This is a genomic window from Cognatilysobacter terrigena, assembly GCF_004361065.1.
GTDB classification, from domain to species: Bacteria; Pseudomonadota; Gammaproteobacteria; order Xanthomonadales; family Xanthomonadaceae; genus Cognatilysobacter; species Cognatilysobacter terrigena.
Window position 1 is genome coordinate 1 of record NZ_SELT01000013.1, and the last position, 15,982, is coordinate 15,982.

Annotated in this window: 13 protein-coding genes and 1 pseudogene; 10 read left to right on the forward strand and 4 right to left on the reverse strand. The window is 67.9% G+C overall.

Annotated features, from left to right (window positions below):
- From EVS83_RS09020 to EVS83_RS09055, 8 genes are all read left to right on the forward strand, one after another.
- On the forward strand, positions 1 to 326 hold a 326-nt coding region (locus EVS83_RS09020; RefSeq protein WP_208108723.1), incomplete at its 5' end, for a class I SAM-dependent methyltransferase.
- A complete protein-coding gene (locus EVS83_RS09025) occupies positions 326 to 865 on the forward strand; it encodes a DUF2878 domain-containing protein (RefSeq protein WP_133500720.1) in 540 nt (179 codons plus the stop codon). The genes EVS83_RS09020 and EVS83_RS09025, both read left to right, overlap by 1 nt.
- Positions 862 to 1,644 (forward strand): DUF1295 domain-containing protein, encoded by a 783-nt coding sequence (locus tag EVS83_RS09030; RefSeq protein ID WP_133500721.1) that lies wholly within the window; start codon positions 862 to 864, stop codon positions 1,642 to 1,644. The genes EVS83_RS09025 and EVS83_RS09030 overlap by 4 nt, the downstream gene beginning before the upstream one ends.
- Entirely contained in the window at positions 1,641 to 2,711 is a 1,071-nt protein-coding gene (locus tag EVS83_RS09035) for an SAM-dependent methyltransferase (RefSeq protein ID WP_133500722.1), read from the forward strand. Before EVS83_RS09030 ends, EVS83_RS09035 begins: the two co-directional genes overlap by 4 nt.
- A 1-nt stretch (position 2,712) precedes the next feature.
- Positions 2,713 to 3,264 (forward strand): lipocalin family protein, encoded by a 552-nt coding sequence (locus EVS83_RS09040; RefSeq protein WP_133500723.1) that lies wholly within the window; start codon positions 2,713 to 2,715, stop codon positions 3,262 to 3,264.
- 125 nt (positions 3,265 to 3,389) lie between these two features.
- Complete coding sequence (locus tag EVS83_RS09045) at positions 3,390 to 3,992, forward strand: hypothetical protein (protein WP_133500724.1); 603 nt, start codon at positions 3,390 to 3,392, stop codon at positions 3,990 to 3,992.
- 243 nt (positions 3,993 to 4,235) lie between these two features.
- Positions 4,236 to 5,726, forward strand: coding sequence for a S41 family peptidase (locus EVS83_RS09050; protein ID WP_166636854.1), 1,491 nt, complete (start codon positions 4,236 to 4,238; stop codon positions 5,724 to 5,726).
- Positions 5,727 to 5,855: 129 nt separating this feature from the next.
- On the forward strand, positions 5,856 to 8,384 hold the full coding sequence (locus EVS83_RS09055; protein WP_133500726.1) for an alpha/beta hydrolase family protein: 2,529 nt from the start codon (positions 5,856 to 5,858) through the stop codon (positions 8,382 to 8,384).
- A gap of 215 nt (positions 8,385 to 8,599) precedes the next feature.
- On the opposite strand, the gene EVS83_RS09060 is transcribed toward EVS83_RS09055, so the two are convergent.
- The 4 genes from EVS83_RS09060 to EVS83_RS15655 all read right to left on the reverse strand — a co-directional run bounded on the left by EVS83_RS09060 (position 8,600) and on the right by EVS83_RS15655 (position 13,901).
- Positions 8,600 to 9,175, reverse strand: a complete 576-nt coding sequence (locus tag EVS83_RS09060) for a hypothetical protein (RefSeq protein WP_133500727.1) — start codon at positions 9,173 to 9,175, stop codon at positions 8,600 to 8,602.
- A gap of 271 nt (positions 9,176 to 9,446) precedes the next feature.
- Positions 9,447 to 10,481, reverse strand: a complete 1,035-nt coding sequence (locus EVS83_RS09065) for an NAD(P)H-dependent flavin oxidoreductase (protein ID WP_133500728.1) — start codon at positions 10,479 to 10,481, stop codon at positions 9,447 to 9,449.
- 94 nt (positions 10,482 to 10,575) lie between these two features.
- Positions 10,576 to 12,765: a catalase/peroxidase HPI gene (katG, locus tag EVS83_RS09070; protein ID WP_133500729.1), complete on the reverse strand. Its 2,190-nt coding sequence runs from the start codon at positions 12,763 to 12,765 to the stop codon at positions 10,576 to 10,578.
- 437 nt (positions 12,766 to 13,202) lie between these two features.
- Positions 13,203 to 13,901 carry a hypothetical protein gene (locus tag EVS83_RS15655; RefSeq protein ID WP_166636853.1) on the reverse strand — a complete coding sequence of 233 codons (699 nt, stop codon included), beginning with the start codon at positions 13,899 to 13,901 and terminating at the stop codon, positions 13,203 to 13,205.
- A gap of 572 nt (positions 13,902 to 14,473) precedes the next feature.
- Here EVS83_RS15655 and EVS83_RS16250 point away from each other — a divergent pair.
- Positions 14,474 to 15,337: pseudogene (locus EVS83_RS16250) on the forward strand (CSS-motif domain-containing protein); the annotation flags it as partial.
- A gap of 73 nt (positions 15,338 to 15,410) precedes the next feature.
- Positions 15,411 to 15,980 (forward strand): EAL domain-containing protein, encoded by a 570-nt coding sequence (locus tag EVS83_RS09090; protein ID WP_133500730.1) that lies wholly within the window; start codon positions 15,411 to 15,413, stop codon positions 15,978 to 15,980.
- Positions 15,981 to 15,982: the final 2 nt, after the last annotated feature.

Below are 15,982 nucleotides of genomic sequence, written 5' to 3' on the forward strand. Positions count from 1 at the left end.
TCCCGGGCTCGTTCATCCCGTCGATCGCCGCGATGATGGCGGCGAAGACGACCGCGAGCGACCTCGCGTTGCTGCACCTCGAGGACATGGGCCTTTCCTACGCGCGCACGCTCGAAGCCTGGCGCGAGCGCTTCCTCGCGGGGTTGCCGCAGGTGCGCGCGCTCGGCTTCGACGACCGCTTCATGCGCATGTGGACGTTCTACCTCGCGTACTGCGAGGGCGGCTTCCGCGAGCGCTCCATCGGCGTCGCGCAGATGCTGTTCGCGCGACCGGGCTACCGGCCGTCGTCGTCGACGCACGACCGCCGCGTCGCACTGGAGGCGTGATGGCGCGCGTGCTCAACGTCGTCGGCTTCCAGCTCGCGTGGTGGGCGACGGTGCTCGCCGCGTCGCGCGGCGGGGCTGCGCTCGGCGTGCTCGCCTGCGCGGTGTTCGTCATCGTGCAGGCGATGGCGTCGCCGCACCGAGTAGCGGATGTCCGCACGGTGGCGGCCGCCGTCGCGATGGGCCTGCTGTTCGACGGCGCGCTGGTCCGCTCCGGTTGGGTGACCTACGCCGCGGACTCGGGCGTTCTGCCTGCGCCGGCGTGGATCCTCGCGCTGTGGGCCGCCTTCGCGATCACGCTGAACCATGCGCTCGCCGCGCTGCGCCCGAGTATGGCCGCCGTGCTGGGTGCGGTCGGCGGTCCGTTGTCGTATCTCGCCGCGGAGCGTCTCGGTGCGATCGCGTTGGTCGCACCGCGCCCCGCACTCGTCGCACTCGCGTTGGGCTGGGCGTTGGCCACCGGTGCACTAGTCGCCATCGCGCGACGTGCTCGACGCCTCGAGCACGCCGAGGCCGCGCCACTCGCCGGAGGCGTGCGATGAGTACCGTCGCTGCACTGGGCGTCGTCTGGGTGCTCGCCGCTGTCGCGCAGACGCTCGCGTGGGGCTGGCAGCAGCGGCATCGCAACGCCGGCCTGGTCGACGTGATCTGGTCGGCCGGCGTCGGTGCGTCGGCCGTCGTGCTGGCCGCGCTGGGCGACGGAGCAGTGTTGCCGCGCGTGCTGGTGGCCGTTCTCGGCGGCGCATGGGGCATGCGCCTCGCGTGGCATCTCGCCCGGCGCGTGCGCGGTGAACGCGAAGACGGTCGGTACGCGGCGCTGCGCGAACGTTGGGGCGACGGCGGCGCGCGCTGGTTCGGACTGTTCCAGGCGCAGGCGCTGCTGGTCGTGCTGTTCGCGCTCCCGTTCGCGGCGGTCGCGCGCAATCCAGTGGCGCAGCCGACGATGTTCACCGCTGCGGCGGTCGCGGTCTGGTTGCTGGCCGTCGTCGGTGAGTCCGTCGCCGATGCGCAACTCGCGCGCTTCCGTGCGGACCCTGCCAATCGCGGCCGCACGATGCGCAGCGGACTCTGGCGCTACAGCCGGCATCCCAACTATTTCTTCGAATGGCTGCACTGGTTCGCCTACGTGCTGCTCGCGCAGGGCTCGCCGATCGCCTGGCTCGCGTGGTCCGGCCCGGTGGTGATGTACGTCTTCCTGCGCTGGCTCAGCGGCATTCCGCATACCGAGCGCCAGGCATTGCGCACGCGTGGCGACGACTACCGCGCCTATCAGCGCAGCACTCCCATGCTGTTTCCGTGGTTTCCGAAGGAGGCGCCATGAGCGCGGTTCTCGACATCGTTCCCGACATGCCCGCCAGCGGCCTGCTCGGCCTCGCCGAACGCGGCCTGCTGCCCGACGCGATGATTCGCCTCGGCATTCGCCGCTTGTGCGAACAGCGCCTGCGCGACGAACTGGCGGGCGGCATCGACGCGCAGTCGCGCCGCATGAACGAGCGCCTCGCGCAGCTGCGCACCAGCCCCGTCGCCGTGCATACCGACGACGCCAACCGCCAGCACTACGAACTCCCTGCCGCGTTCTTCGACGCCTGCCTCGGCGCGCGCCGCAAGTACTCGTGCTGCTACTACCCGACCGGCCGCGAGACGCTCGACCAGGCCGAGGAGGCGATGCTCGCGCTCTACGCGGAGCGCGCTGGGCTCGCGGACGGCCAGGACATCCTCGAACTCGGCTGCGGCTGGGGCTCGCTCACGCTGTGGATGGCCGAGCGCTATCCGTACGCACGCATCACCGCGGTGTCGAATTCCCACCGCCAGCGCGAGGCGATCCTCGCGCGCTGCCGCGCGCAGGGCTTCGACAACGTCGACGTGATCACCCGCGACGTCAATCACCTCGACCTGCCCAACGACGCGTTCGACCGCTGCGTGTCGATCGAGATGTTCGAGCACATGCGAAACCACGAGCGGCTGATGGCGCGCATCGCCTCGTGGCTGCGCCCGGCCGGCGCACTGTTCGTGCACGTGTTCTGCCATCGCACCGCGATGTATCCGTTCGAGACCGACGGCGACGACGACTGGATGGGCCGTCACTTCTTTACCGGCGGCCTGATGCCGGCGGCGGACACGCTGCTGCACCTGCAGCTCGACCTGCAGCTCGACCAGCGCTGGCTCGTCGACGGGCGCCACTACGAACGCACCGCGAATCACTGGCTGGCGAACCACGACGCACACCGCGACGCCGTCATGGCCTGCCTGCGCGATGCCTACGGCGACGCGGCCGAACTCTGGAACCAGCGCTGGCGCATGTTCTGGATGGCCTGCGCCGAGCTGTTCGGTTATCGCGACGGGCAGGAATGGCACGTCGCCCACTACCGCTTCGTCCGGAACCGCTGACATGCGAACGCTCCGTCTCCTCGTCGCCAGCGTCCTCGCACTCGCCGGATGCGCACACACGCCGCCGACGGTGACGCCCGTCGCCCAGGTCGACCTGCAGCGCTTCATGGGCGACTGGTACGTGATCGCGCACATCCCGTCGTATCCCGAACGCGATGCATACAACGCGGTCGAGTCGTATTCGCTGCGCCCGGATGGACGCGTCCAGACGCACTTCCGGTATCGAAGCGGAAGCTTCGATGCGCCGGTGCGCACGATGGATCCCGTCGGCACCGTGCAGCCGGGCACCGGTAACGCGGTCTGGGGCATGCAGTTCGTGTGGCCGATCCAGGCCGAGTACGTGATCGCCGACCTCAGCCCCGACTACACGCTCACGATCATCGCGCGCAGCAAGCGCGACTACGCGTGGATCATGGCGCGCACGCCGACGATCTCCGATGCCGCGTACGCCGACGCCGTGCAGCGCCTCAAGCAGATGGGCTATCGCACCGACGGGCTGCGTCGCGTGCCGCAACGCTGGCCGGAAAAAGATGCCAAAGCCGCTTCACCGTAGTTCTCGGTACATGTACTGACCGCGACCTGCGTGCTTGTGCGCTGGAGCCCGATGCATGCGCGAGCGACGCTCCCGTCGCCGCGCGATCACGCGACGGCATTCCCCCACCGCACGAGGAACGCTCCATGCGCACTCCAGTCCTGAATCGGCTCGGCGTCCTGCTGCTGGCTTCCGCACTCGCCCTCCCGCTCGCGTCGACCGCCGCGCCCACCGTCTCCACGGTCAGCGGCAACACCACTGTCCAGCTGAGCCCCACCTTCACCGGTGCGCTCGCCAGCCTGCACGTCAGCGCCGCCGCGAGCTCGCCCGCACGGTTGAGCGGCGCGAATGCGTCGTTCCCGATCCCGGGCGGCGAAGTGGATCTCGGCACGGTGAAGGGCGAGATCGAACACAACGGCGGCCTCGATCTCATCGCCGGCGCGCGCAAGGTCAACATCAGCAGCTTCGTGATCGACACGACAGGCCCGTCGCCGGTGCTCACCGGGCTGGTCAAGGTCAACGACACGCTGCTCGGTCGCCTCACGCTGTTCGATCTCGGACTGACGAGCGGACCGCAGGTGAAGCGCAGTGCGTATTCCGGCAAGTTGAAGATCAGCGGCGTGCAGGTGACGCTGTCGGCCGATGCCGCCGCGGCCCTGAACTCGGTCTTCAATGTCACGGCGTTCACCGCGGGCCTGCCCGTCGGCGTGGCGACGGTCGACAGCTCGTTTGTCGAACCGGATCGTTGATCGCAAGACGTTGGGATGGCGCCCGACGACGGCGATGTCGTCGTCGGGCGAATCGGGGAGCGTCGTGATGGGTCGGGGAGAGGTTTCGATCGCGCGCTACGCCTTGGTCGGGCATGCAGTCGCGCCCGACGAACTTGCATCTGAGCCGCCAGATGTCGACTGCCACGGTCACGCGTGCCGTCGAACGGCAGCACACGAGACGTTCCCTACGACATGCTCGACGCGCCCATCGGAGGTGCTGTGATGCGTTCCCTGTTGCCCGTGGTGTTCGCCTTCGTCACGACCGCCGCGTCGGCTGCGGCGCCGGAACCCGCGCCGCCGCCGTCGCGTCTCGACGGCGCCGCGCTCGTTGCGGATGTCGACGTGCTCGAGAAGGCCTACGTGCGCCTGCATCCCGGGCTGTACCGCTACGCCTCCGAGGCCGAGGTCGCGCGTCGCTTCGACCGGCTCCGCGGCGAACTTCGTGACGGCGCAACACTGCCCGAGGCGTACGCGGCGTTCTCGCGGTTCGCGGCCACCGTGAAATGCGGCCACACCTACGCGAACTTTTACAACCAGCCCGCGTCCGTCCGCGCCGCGCTGTTCGAATCGGGCCGCACGCGTCTTCCGTTCCACTTCCGCTGGCTCGACGGCCGGATGATCGTCGTGCGTGCCGCGCCTCAGGCCGCGATGCTGGTGCCGGGCACTGAAGTCGTTTCGATCGACGGCGTGCCAGCGAAGAAGGTGCTGGCGGCACTGATGCCGTACGCGCGTGCCGACGGGTCGAACGACGCGAAGCGCGTCGCACAGCTGGAAGTGCTCGGCCACGAGAAGTACGAACCGTTCGATGTGTTCTTCCCGCTGGCATTCCCTGCGCCGGATGACGACTTCGACCTGGTCGTTCGACCGCCAAGCGAAACGGCGCCTCGACGCGTGCGAGTGACCGGCGTCACCTGGGCCGAGCGCCTCGCGATGCGCCCGGACGCCACGAAGAACGAGGCAGCACCCTGGACGCTCGAGCGCATACGCCCCGACATCGCCGTGCTCGATATGCCGACGTGGGCGTTGTACGACAGCAAGTGGGACTGGAAAGGTTTTCTCGCCGACACACTGACTCGTCTCGAGGCCGACCATGTCGCCAATCTCGTCATCGACCTGCGGGCGAACGAGGGCGGCATGGATGTCGGTGACGAACTGCTGGCGCACCTCGTTCGCGATCCGGTCGCGCGCCCCGTCTACCGCCCTCTCGTGCGATATCGCGTCGTGCCGTCCGACCTGCGTCCCTACCTCGACACCTGGGATCGCTCCTTCGACGACTGGGGCGACGACGCGAAACCCTTCGACGATCGCTACTACCTGATGACGCGTTGGCAGCCCGCGGACGGCAGCGACGCGGTCAAGCCCGAGGCGCCGCACTACAACGGCGCGGTCTACGTACTGACGTCGTCCACGAACAGTTCCGCGACGTTCCAGTTCGCGCAACTCGTGCAAGCGAGCGGGCGCGCGATGCTGGTCGGCGAGCCCACGGGCGGCAACCTGCGCGGCATCAACGGCAGCGCGTTCTACTTCCTGCGACTGCCGAACTCGGGCATCGAACTCGACCTTCCGCTGGTCGCGCAGATGCCGGTCACCCCGCAGCCGGACCGTGGCATCCAGCCCGATATTCCTGCGTTGCCGACACAGGCGTCGATCGCGAACGGAGACGACGTTGCGCTCGCCGCGGTGATTGCGGAGGTCGACCGCAAGCGGCGCTGAGCGACACATGGTGCGGTCCCGCTTTCGATTGCAGTTGCATGAGTCATCGCAGCGCGGGTTCGAACGCGTGCCGCTTGGCGCCCGCCTATACTGGCCCCACGGCGGTGGGGACCGCTGAGGGGATGTGGGATGGGGATTTCTGCGCGCCTGCGCCGGACCGCTCTGCAGGGGTTTTTCTTTCTGTTGATCTCGTTCGTGTGCCTCGCCGCACATGCATCGCGTCGTATCGACGCAGGGGAGGCGCCGAAGCTCAAGCCGGATGAAGGCTTGCTGGTCCTGGCGGTCGACAGCGATATCGATCTCGAAGCTGTCCGCTTCGAGCGCGAGAAATCGATGTGGAACGGCGGCAGCTTCCGCAACCTGAAGAAGGGCTACACGCTGCGCCTGTTCGCCGTGCCGGCGGGGCGCTATGCATGGAAACGTGTGGTCGGCCAATCCTTCGGCTATTTCACGATCTCATTCGACCTCTCGAACCAGCCCGACTACGCGTTCGAAGTGAAGCCCGGTCGGGTGAACTACGTTGGCGACCTGGTGTTCCGCTCCACCGGCGCGTTCACGGCCCAGCTGCGCCTCGCGAACCGATCCCTGGTGGCGATGGACTGGCTGGAGTCGACGCATCCCGCGATCGCCGCTGATCCGTCGCTCGCGTTTGCCTATACCGGCCGCTATCCGGACCCCTTCCCGGACTTCTACCGGCAGATTCGTGGCACGGCGACTGCGACACCGAAAGACACGCTGACCGCACCGCCTGCACCTGCGACACCGTTGCCGCTGCCGCCGCGCGAACTGTGGAAATACGACCGCGTGATCGACGTCGCGATCAGCCCCGGTGGCGACGTCGTCGTCGAAGCGACGCGGGAAGGCGAGAAGCTGTGGCATCTCGCCGCCATCGATCTTGCGACGAACAAGTCGATCCTGATCGCAACCGCCGACATGCCGTTCGAGGACGTCCAGTGGGAGAGCGATCGCGTGCTCCTCGCCAATGCGCACACGCCGATCGGTGACGTGTTGCATGCCTTCCATTTCGCTGCGGGGACGGACGGCAAGCCCTTCAACGTGCGGCACGTCGCGGTGCCGACGTCGGGCGTCGTCGTCGATCTCCTCCCCGAGGAGCCGGGCATGATCCTTTACGAGTCGGTCGCGACCGATGGGCTCGTCGTGCAGCGCCTGCGCCTCGACGACGACGCAACGGTGCGCGCGTTTCTCAAGGGCCGCTATAAGGATCGGTTGAACGTTGGCGTCGGTCGCGACCTGCGGTGGTTCGCCGACGGGCACGGTCGCCTCCGCGCGGCGCTCGCCCGCGATGGCGAGGAGGACGTCGCACTCATGTACGGCGCGGACGGCGTGTACCGCAAGGTCATGCGATATGACGGCGAATCCGGCTTCCAGCCGTCACGGCTCTCGTACGAAGGCGACCGCTTCTTCGGGTTCCTGGAAGACGGCCGCGCGCAACGCGATCTCGTGGAAATGGACCCGGCCACGGGCCAGATCGTGCGCACCGTCTACAGCAAGCCCGGCATCGATCTGGTTCATGCGATCTACGACGACAAGCGCGTACCCATCGGCGTCATGTACTACCGCGAGGGTCGCCTCGTGACGGAATACTTCGACGAGCGCAACGAACGGCTCGTCGACGTGTTGCGTCGCGCGTTTCCTGATCGTTCGGTGGCCACCCTCGACCGCAGTCGCGACGCGAAGCGCATGCTGCTGTGGGTGGACGGGATCGATCAGCCCCCGCAGGTGTACCTGCTGGACATCGAAACGCGCCAGGCCTCGCTGCTGGACGAAATGGCGCCGCAGCTCAGCAAGCGCCGCTTCGCGCCGGCGCATCTGCTGAAGGTGAAAGGCAGCGACGGCCTGCCGGTCGATGCGTTTCTCACGATGCCGGAGGTGGCCGGGAAGCGACCTCTTGTGGTGATGGCGCACGGTGGACCCATCGGCGTGCAGGACGACCTGCACTTCAATCGCGATGTGCAGTTCCTTGCATCGCTCGGCTACGCCGTACTGCAGGTGAACTTCCGCGGATCCGACGGCTACGGGAAGGCGTTCCGCGAGGCGGGATATCGCAACTATGGCCGCATGATCGAAGACGACATCGACGCGGCGTTACGCGCGGCGTTGGCCGCGTATCCGCTCGATTCGGATCGCATGTGCACACTCGGCCTGAGCTACGGCGGCTATTCGGCCATAGTGTCGACCATCCGCTGGCCCGGACGTTTCCGCTGCGCGATCGATATGTCCGGCGTCAGCGATCTGCCGCTGTTCTTCACTGCGAGCGACAGCAGCACTGCTGCCAAGACGCGCGAGTACATGGAGAAGATGATCGGCAACCCGAACGGTCCCGCCGACTTGGAAACCATGCGGCAGACATCGCCGCTGTATCGCTATCAGGAACTCACCGCGCCGCTCATGATCGTGCACGGTCGCGAGGACGAGCGCGTCGACTACGAACATTCGCGACGCCTCGTGCGTCTGCTCGGCATGGCCAACCGCCCGCCGGTAGTGCTTGCGTTCGAGGATGAGGGCCATGGCCTGGACAAGGTCGAGGATCTCGACAAGGCGTGGACCGGAATCGCCGGATTCCTGGCGCGGTACCTGCAGCCGTCCGCGCTGCCGGCTGCATCGCCCGCGGCCTCAACCAGTGCCGCGGGACACTAGCGCGCACCCACGCGGCAAGGGCAGCGTCGGGAACCCGACGCGTGTCGAGCCGTCCAGACCCGGATGGCATTTCACCTCGGCAACGTAGAGGGTTGTGCTCGCGCTACCGGCCGAATCGACGCGACTCCGAGCCGACAACCAACACGCGCCGCATGTTCACCCGCTGGTACGAAGGCAGAGACGTTCGCGCGGCTGTGGAGCGACTTCCGACCCCGTTACTTCACCGGAATCATCAGGTGCTGGTACGGCGTGTCGGGCCACATGACGTAGGGCGTCGCGGTGTCGGGCGATGCGTCCTTCGGGTACATCGCGTAGAACGCGGGATCGGCGCCGACGATCATCACGTGCGGTCCGGTCTTGACCCAGTTGTTGGTCGAGGTCGGTGCGGTCGCATACGGATCGGTGTTGCTCGCGTCGGTGCCGCCTTCGAGCATGTACATGAGGCCGACGCGGCCGGTCGGCGGCGCAGCGTGCGACATCCACGCGTGCGCCCATTCCATGGCTGATTGATCCATGCACATGGGGTCGGGCCCCGGTGTCGTCGGGTTGTCGGGCATGCAGGTGAAGCCGCCGGTGCCGGTCCGAAGCGTGCGCATCGAACCGTCCTTCTCCATGGCGACGATCGTCGCGGTCTCGGCGACCTTGTGCGGCGCCGCCGACATCGCGCTCTTGATCATCGCCGCGTCGCCCGGCTGCGGTTTGGATGCGGCCTGTGGCGGGGCGGCGGATGCCATGCCGGCCGTGATTCCCATCGTGATTCCGAGAATGCAAAGACGCTGCAGTCGCTTCATGACGCTCTCCTTGGCAATGGATGCAGGCCGCCGCGCAAGGCGCGACGCCGCGGCCACTATCCGCCTGTCATCGCCCACGTTGGTGCAGGCGCCGACCTCTCGTCGGCAGGCGCAGGGTGCGAACGACGAACGGATCGTCGGGACGTTCTCGAGCGCGTCATCGCATGCGGTCGAGTCTGGTTCGCAACGCATCCGAGGCGGGCAGATGCACGCGAAGCGCTGTTCGACGCGTGAGCTGACGTCCGCCCGTTCGCGGCTCGAATGTCGCTCCCTACGAGTCGGACACGAGCGAGCGAGTGATCTCGGCCGCACTCACGTCGCGCGCGGAATTGCGCTGTGTGCCGGCCCACATCGGCGTGAAATCGTCGCGACCCAGTGCTTCGGCATGCGCCCGCAGCGGCGCCAGCGCCTGCGACGCCCATGGAAAGCTCGGCGGAAGATCGGACAGCGGACCCAGATCCCGCATCAGGCGATTGACGAGCCCGCGCGCGGGGCGGCCGCTGAACAGGTTGGTGATCGCGGTCTCGCGTGACGCGTCGGCCAGCGCGGAACGATGCACGGGCGTCGTCGTGGCTTCGCGGCATGCGAGATAGGCGGTACCGACCTGCACGGCGGACGCGCCGGCCTCGCGTATCGCGTCGACATCCGCACGCTCGGCAATGCCGCCCGCAGCGACGATAGGCACGCGCAACGCCTTCGACAGCTGCGCGACGAGTTCGCGGGTCGGCGGCTGCAACGCGAGATCGTCGGACAGGAAATGGCCGCGATGTCCGCCCGCCTCGATGCCCTGCGCGATCACGATGTCGGCGCCGTGCAATTCGAGCCAGCGCCCTTCGTCGAGGGTCGTTGCCGACGACAGCACTGTTGCGCCCCACGCCTTGATGCGCGCGAGCAGTGAGGCTTCGGGTAGGCCGAAGTGGAAGCTGACCACGCGTGGGCGATAACGCTCGAGCAGGTCGACGGTGGCGCGGTCGATGGGCCGGCGCGGGCCCGCGGTGCTCGGTGCGGGCAGGCTCAGGCCGAACTCGCGGTAGTAGGGCGCGAGTGCGTCGCGCCATCGTTGTTCCTGCGACGCATCCGTCTCGCGCATCGCATGGCAGAAGAAGTTGAGGTTGATCGGCGTGTCGATCTGCGCGAACCGCTCGAGCGCGCGCTCCAGCTGCTCGCGGCCGAGCAGCGCGCACGGCATCGAGCCCAGTGCGCCGGATTCCGCGGCGGCTATAGCGAGCGCTTCGTCCTGCACGCCGGCCATTGGCGCCTGGATAATCGGCAGGCGGACACCGAGCGTCGATGCAAGGTCGTTCACGGCGCGGGCTCCGGATTGGATGAGCGCAGTCTAGGCCCCGGGCCAAACAAAAAGCCCGGCCGAAGCCGGGCTTTTCGAAACCACAGCGCGCCGATCAGGCCGCCTTGCGATACGCCAGGTCGAAGCGATCGAGCTCCATTACCTTCGTCCATGCCGCGATGAAGTCGTTGACGAAATCCGCTTCGCCGTCGCTCGCCGCGTACACCTCCGACAGCGCGCGCAGCTGCGCATTGGAGCCGAAGATCAGGTCGACGATCGTCGCGGTCCAGCGCGGCTCGTCGGTCTTGCGATCACGGCCTTCGAACACGCCGGGCTGCGATTCCGACGGCTTCCACGCCGTGCGCATGTCGAGCAGGTTGCGGAAGAAGTCGGTGCTCAGCGTGCCGACGCGATCGGTGAACACGCCGTGCGACGTGCCGCCGTGGTTCGCGCCGAGCGAACGCAGGCCGCCGACGAGCACGGTCATCTCCGGCGCGGTGAGCGTGAGCAGCGCCGCGCGGTCGATGAGCGCGGCGGACGCGAACGGCTGCGTGTCGGCACGCGCGTAATTGCGGAACCCATCGGCGGCGGGTTCGAGCACTTCGAACGAATCGATGTCGGTCTGCTCGAGCAATGCATCCATGCGGCGGGGCGTGAACGGCACGGTGACGTTGTGGCCGCCCTTGCGTGCGGCGGCTTCCACCGCGGCGGCGCCACCGAGCACGATGAGGTCGGCCAGCGACACCTTCTTGCCACCCGACGCCGAGCCGTTGAAGTCGCGCTGGATCGATTCCAGCGTCGACAGCACCTGCGCGAGTTCCTGCGGCTCGTTCGCCGGCCAGTCCTTCTGCGGCGCGAAGCGGATGCGCGCACCGTTGGCGCCGCCGCGCAGGTCGGTGCCGCGGAACGTCGACGCCGAGGCCCACGCGGTCTTCACCAGCTGCGGAATCGACAGTCCCGAGTCGAGCAGGCGCTGCTTCAGCGACGCGATATCGTTCGCATCGATCAGCGGATGGTCGACCGCCGGGATCGGGTCCTGCCAGATCAGGTCTTCCTTCGGCACAAGCTTGCCGAGGTAGCGCACCTTCGGACCCATGTCGCGGTGCGTGAGCTTGAACCACGCGCGGGCGAACGCGTCGGCGAACTTCTGCGGATTCGCCATGAAGTCGCGCGAGATCTTTTCGTAGATCGGGTCGAAACGCATCGCGAGGTCGGCCGTCGTCATCATCGGCTGATGCACCTTGCCGGGGATGTGCGCGTCGGGGACGTTGCGGTTCGCGTCGCCCTTGGGCTTCCACTGGTGCGCACCGGCCGGGCTCTTCGTCAGTTCCCATTCGTTGCCGAACAGCGTCTCGAAGTAGCTCATGTCCCACTTCGTCGGCGTCGCGGTCCACGCGCCTTCGAGGCCGCTGGTGATCGTGTGCGCGCCGATGCCGGATTCGTACGCGCTCTTCCAGCCGAGACCGAGCTCTTCGATGTTCGCGCCTTCCGGTTCTTTGCCGACGTGATGCGCCGGGCCGGCGCCGTGGCACTTGCCGAACGTGTGGCCGCCCGCGACCAGCGCGACCGTCTCTTCGTCGTTCATCGCCATGCGGCCGAACGTGTCGCGGATGTCGCGGCCGGAACCGACCGGGTCGGGATTGCCGTTCGGGCCTTCCGGGTTCACGTAGATCAGGCCCATCTGCACCGCCGCGAACGGATGCGCGAGTTCGCGTTCGCCGCTGTAGCGCTCATCGCCCAGCCACGTCGATTCCGGGCCCCAGTCGATCGGCTGCGGCGCCCAGATGTCTTCGCGTCCGCCACCGAAGCCGAAGATCGGGCCGCCCATGGATTCGATCGCCACGTTGCCGGCGAGGATCATCAGGTCGGCCCACGACAACTTCTTGCCGTACTTCTGCTTGATCGGCCACAGCAGGCGACGCGCCTTGTCGAGGTTGCCGTTGTCCGGCCACGAGTTCAGCGGCGCGAAACGCTGCTCGCCCGAACGCGCACCGCCGCGGCCGTCGAAGATGCGGTACGTGCCCGCGGCGTGCCACGCCATGCGGATGAAGAACGGGCCGTAATGGCCGTAGTCGGCCGGCCACCAGTCCTGCGAATCGGTCATCAGTCCGCGCAGGTCGTTGACCACCGCGTCGAGGTCGAGCTTCTGGAATTCGGCCTTGTAGTCGAAGCCTTCGACCATCGGGTCGGACAGCTCGTTGTGCTGGTGCAGGACGTCCAGGTTCAACTGGTCGGGCCACCACGCGGCGTTGTTGCGCGTCGGCTTGCGATGGTGGACGACGGGACACTTCGCTTCGACGTTCATGCGGCTGCTCTCCTTTGGCGTTTCGCGCTGGACGAAGGCACGACGGCTGCCCGGCACGTGGGGACGGCGACGACGCACAGCGTGGGCATGTGCAGCGCGGCGCGCTGCAGAGTGCATGGGCGAACAGAAGCGCCGCGTCATCGACCGGCCTAACGTAGGCCGCTTGCGTCGATTGCGAAAATCGAACTTTCCGATCGGTTCTATAGGACCCGGCTATTCACGTGAAGTCGGACGCGGCCGTGCGCATCTCGTGTGGTTTGGAGGCTGATGGCATGCGTGCGCGAGGGCGCGAACGGCAGCCCGCATCACCGATCCTGCGATGAAGGGCGCTTCCGTACTCCGGATTCTGCGGTGCAGCACGGCTTCGCGAGCCGGCGAGGCAACGCGACGGCGCCGCGTCCGATCTGAGCAGGACGCGCACGCGAACGGCGGCGCGCCTACGCCTTCGCGTCGTCGCCCTTGTCCTTTTCCTTGTCCTTACCGTCCTTGCCATCGCCCTTGCGCGATTTGCGCACCTTGGCGACCCAGCCCGCGGCCGGCACGAGCAGCGTCGTCCAGATCCACTTGCCGTGCTCGTCGAGGAACGAGGTGACCTGCTGACGTGGCGTCACCTGCACGTCGATCGGCTTGCGGAACGTGCGCAGCGTGCGCGGCACGGTCTGGCCCTCGAGCGGCACCAGTGCGTCGAGCGCGAGGTTGAGCGTGTGGTGCCCGGGCGCCTGCGGCGTGATTTCCCACGCCCATTCGGTCACGCCGGATGACACGAGTTGCCGCTCCGGCGTCTGCGCCACAATGCGGAAACCTTCGCCGGTCAGCCGCGCCTGCATCATGTTCGCGACCTGCACCGATTCGCTCGCGACCTTGCCGGGACCGTCGACGCGTTCGCGCAGCGCCGCCTCGCTCGCATCGGGGCTCACGACCAGCTGCACCAGCACGGTCTGCTCGATGTTCACCGCCTGCGGTGCGTTGAACGCGACGTGGCCGGGCTGCAGCTGCGCGAGCAGTCGGTCGACGATCTGTGTCGACGTCGCGGGTGCAGGCGCGTCGGTGGCGCTCGAAGCCGCGGTCGATGTCGCAGTTGATGCGCCCGTGTTCGACGGTGGAGGCGCGGCGCGATCGTCACGCGAGGCGGGCATCGATGCGACGCCCGTGCGCTGCGGTCGCGACGACTGCGGCGCGTCACTCGTTACCGTCGACGCAGGCGAACGCGTGCGGCCGGGACGCACAGAGCCACTGTGCGCCGGAGTCGTCTCCATCTCCGGTGGCGGCGGTGGCGGCGGAGGCGGAGGTGGCGGAGGCGGAGGTGGCGGCGGGGGAGGCGGAGGAGGTGGTGGAGGCGGCGGCGGCGGAGAAACATCCGCCTCGGACGCATCGTGCGACGCCGGCATGCCTGCGCATCCGGTCAGCAACAAGGCCATCAGGAAAACGGCAAGCACTGCGCGCATCGATCGCCCCCTTCTCTCGACGCGACGGATGGTAGCGGGCTGCGCACGTGCCCGCTCGCTGCCCGCGATTGCCGTGCCGCACGACCACCCGCGAGCGTGCGCGCCGCGTGACGCGATGCCGCTGCCGCCTGCGGTAAAACGACACGCGGATATCGCACGGGAACGACATGAGGACGCTGGGACTCAACCCCTCGAGGCTGGTCGCTGTCGCCGTCGTCCTCGTGTTCCTCGCAACCGCGTTACCGATCACGCTGTCACTGCTGATGACGCGCGAGCAGGCGCGCATCGACCTGGCCCGTCGGGCGTCGTTGTACGCGGGCGATGTGCTGCGCCGGAGCGACGAGGCCGGCGACCAGATCGGTGCGGCGTTCCGGACGCTGGCGAAAGCGGGCGACCTCGACGGCTGCGGTCCCGCGCTGCGCCGCGTGCTGCAGGGCATCGATGCGCGCGCCAGCTACGTGCAATTCATCGGCCTGATCCGCGGTGACGCCATGTACTGCGCGTCCTACGGCCCGCAGGATCCGCCGATCGCGCTCGGGCCGGTCGACTACATCTCGGCCAACGGCATGCGCTTCCGCCAGAACGTTCGACTGGCGCTCGCGCCCTCGCAGCCGCTGATCGTCATCGACAACGGGCGTTTCGCCGCGGTGCTGCACAAGCAGACGCCCGTGGACAGCATCGTGGCGGAGCCGGGCGTCTCGCTCGCCGTGGCGTCGCTGTCGAACCGCCGGCTGCTGGCGTCACGCGGCCCGTTCGACCGGGCATGGATGCGCGGCGCGGAGACGCTGGCGCCCGGCACGCGCCGAAGCTTTGTCGTCAACGGGCATACGGTCGCGCTGTATCGGTCTCCCCGCTACGACGTGGTCGCGGTGGCCTCGCTCGATGCGTCCAATTACGACGACGCGGTGCAGCGCGCCGCGCGCGTACTCGTGCCATTGGGCGTCGCGGTCGGGCTGGTGCTCGCCTACGTCGCCCATCGCTTCGCACGCGCACAGATGTCGGCGGCCGCGGCGATCCGCATGGCGCTCGCACGCCGCGAGTTCTTCATCGTGCTGCAACCGATCGTCAGCCTCGACGACCGGCGTTGGGTCGGCGCCGAGGCGCTGCTGCGGTGGCAACGGCGCGATGGCACGCTCATTCGTCCGGACCTCTTCATTCCCGCGGCGGAAGACGGCGGCCTGATCCCGATGGTCACCGCGCGTGATCGAGCTGGCCGAACCGGTGCTCACCGCCATCGCGGCACGCGACGACGCATTCTTCCTTTCGATCAACCTCTCGGCGCACGACCTGCATCGCGAGCAGACGCTCGACCTGCTGCGTGGCCTCGTCGAGCGAAGCGGTGCGAAGCCGGGGCAGTTGCATGTCGAGATCACCGAGCGCGCGTTCGCCAACACCTCCAGCGCGTGCGACATGGTGCGGCGCATGCGCGAGCTCGGCCTGCGCGTGTCGATCGACGACTTCGGTACCGGCTATTCAAGCCTTGCCGAGCTCACCACGTTCGAGCTCGATGCACTGAAGATCGACAGGGCCTTCGTGGAAACCATCGGCAGCAACGCGGCGACCGCGCACGTCGCGTTCCACATCGTCGAGATGGCGCGCGGCCTGTCCTTGAGCATGATCGCCGAAGGGGTCGAGAACGAACACCAGGCTGCGATCCTGATGGACTGGCACGTGCCGTGCGCGCAGGGCTGGCTGTTCGCGAAACCGTTGCCCGTGGCCGAATTCCTCGCCCGGCAGCCGGATGCGATGCGGCGTATGTCGACGAGTTGACG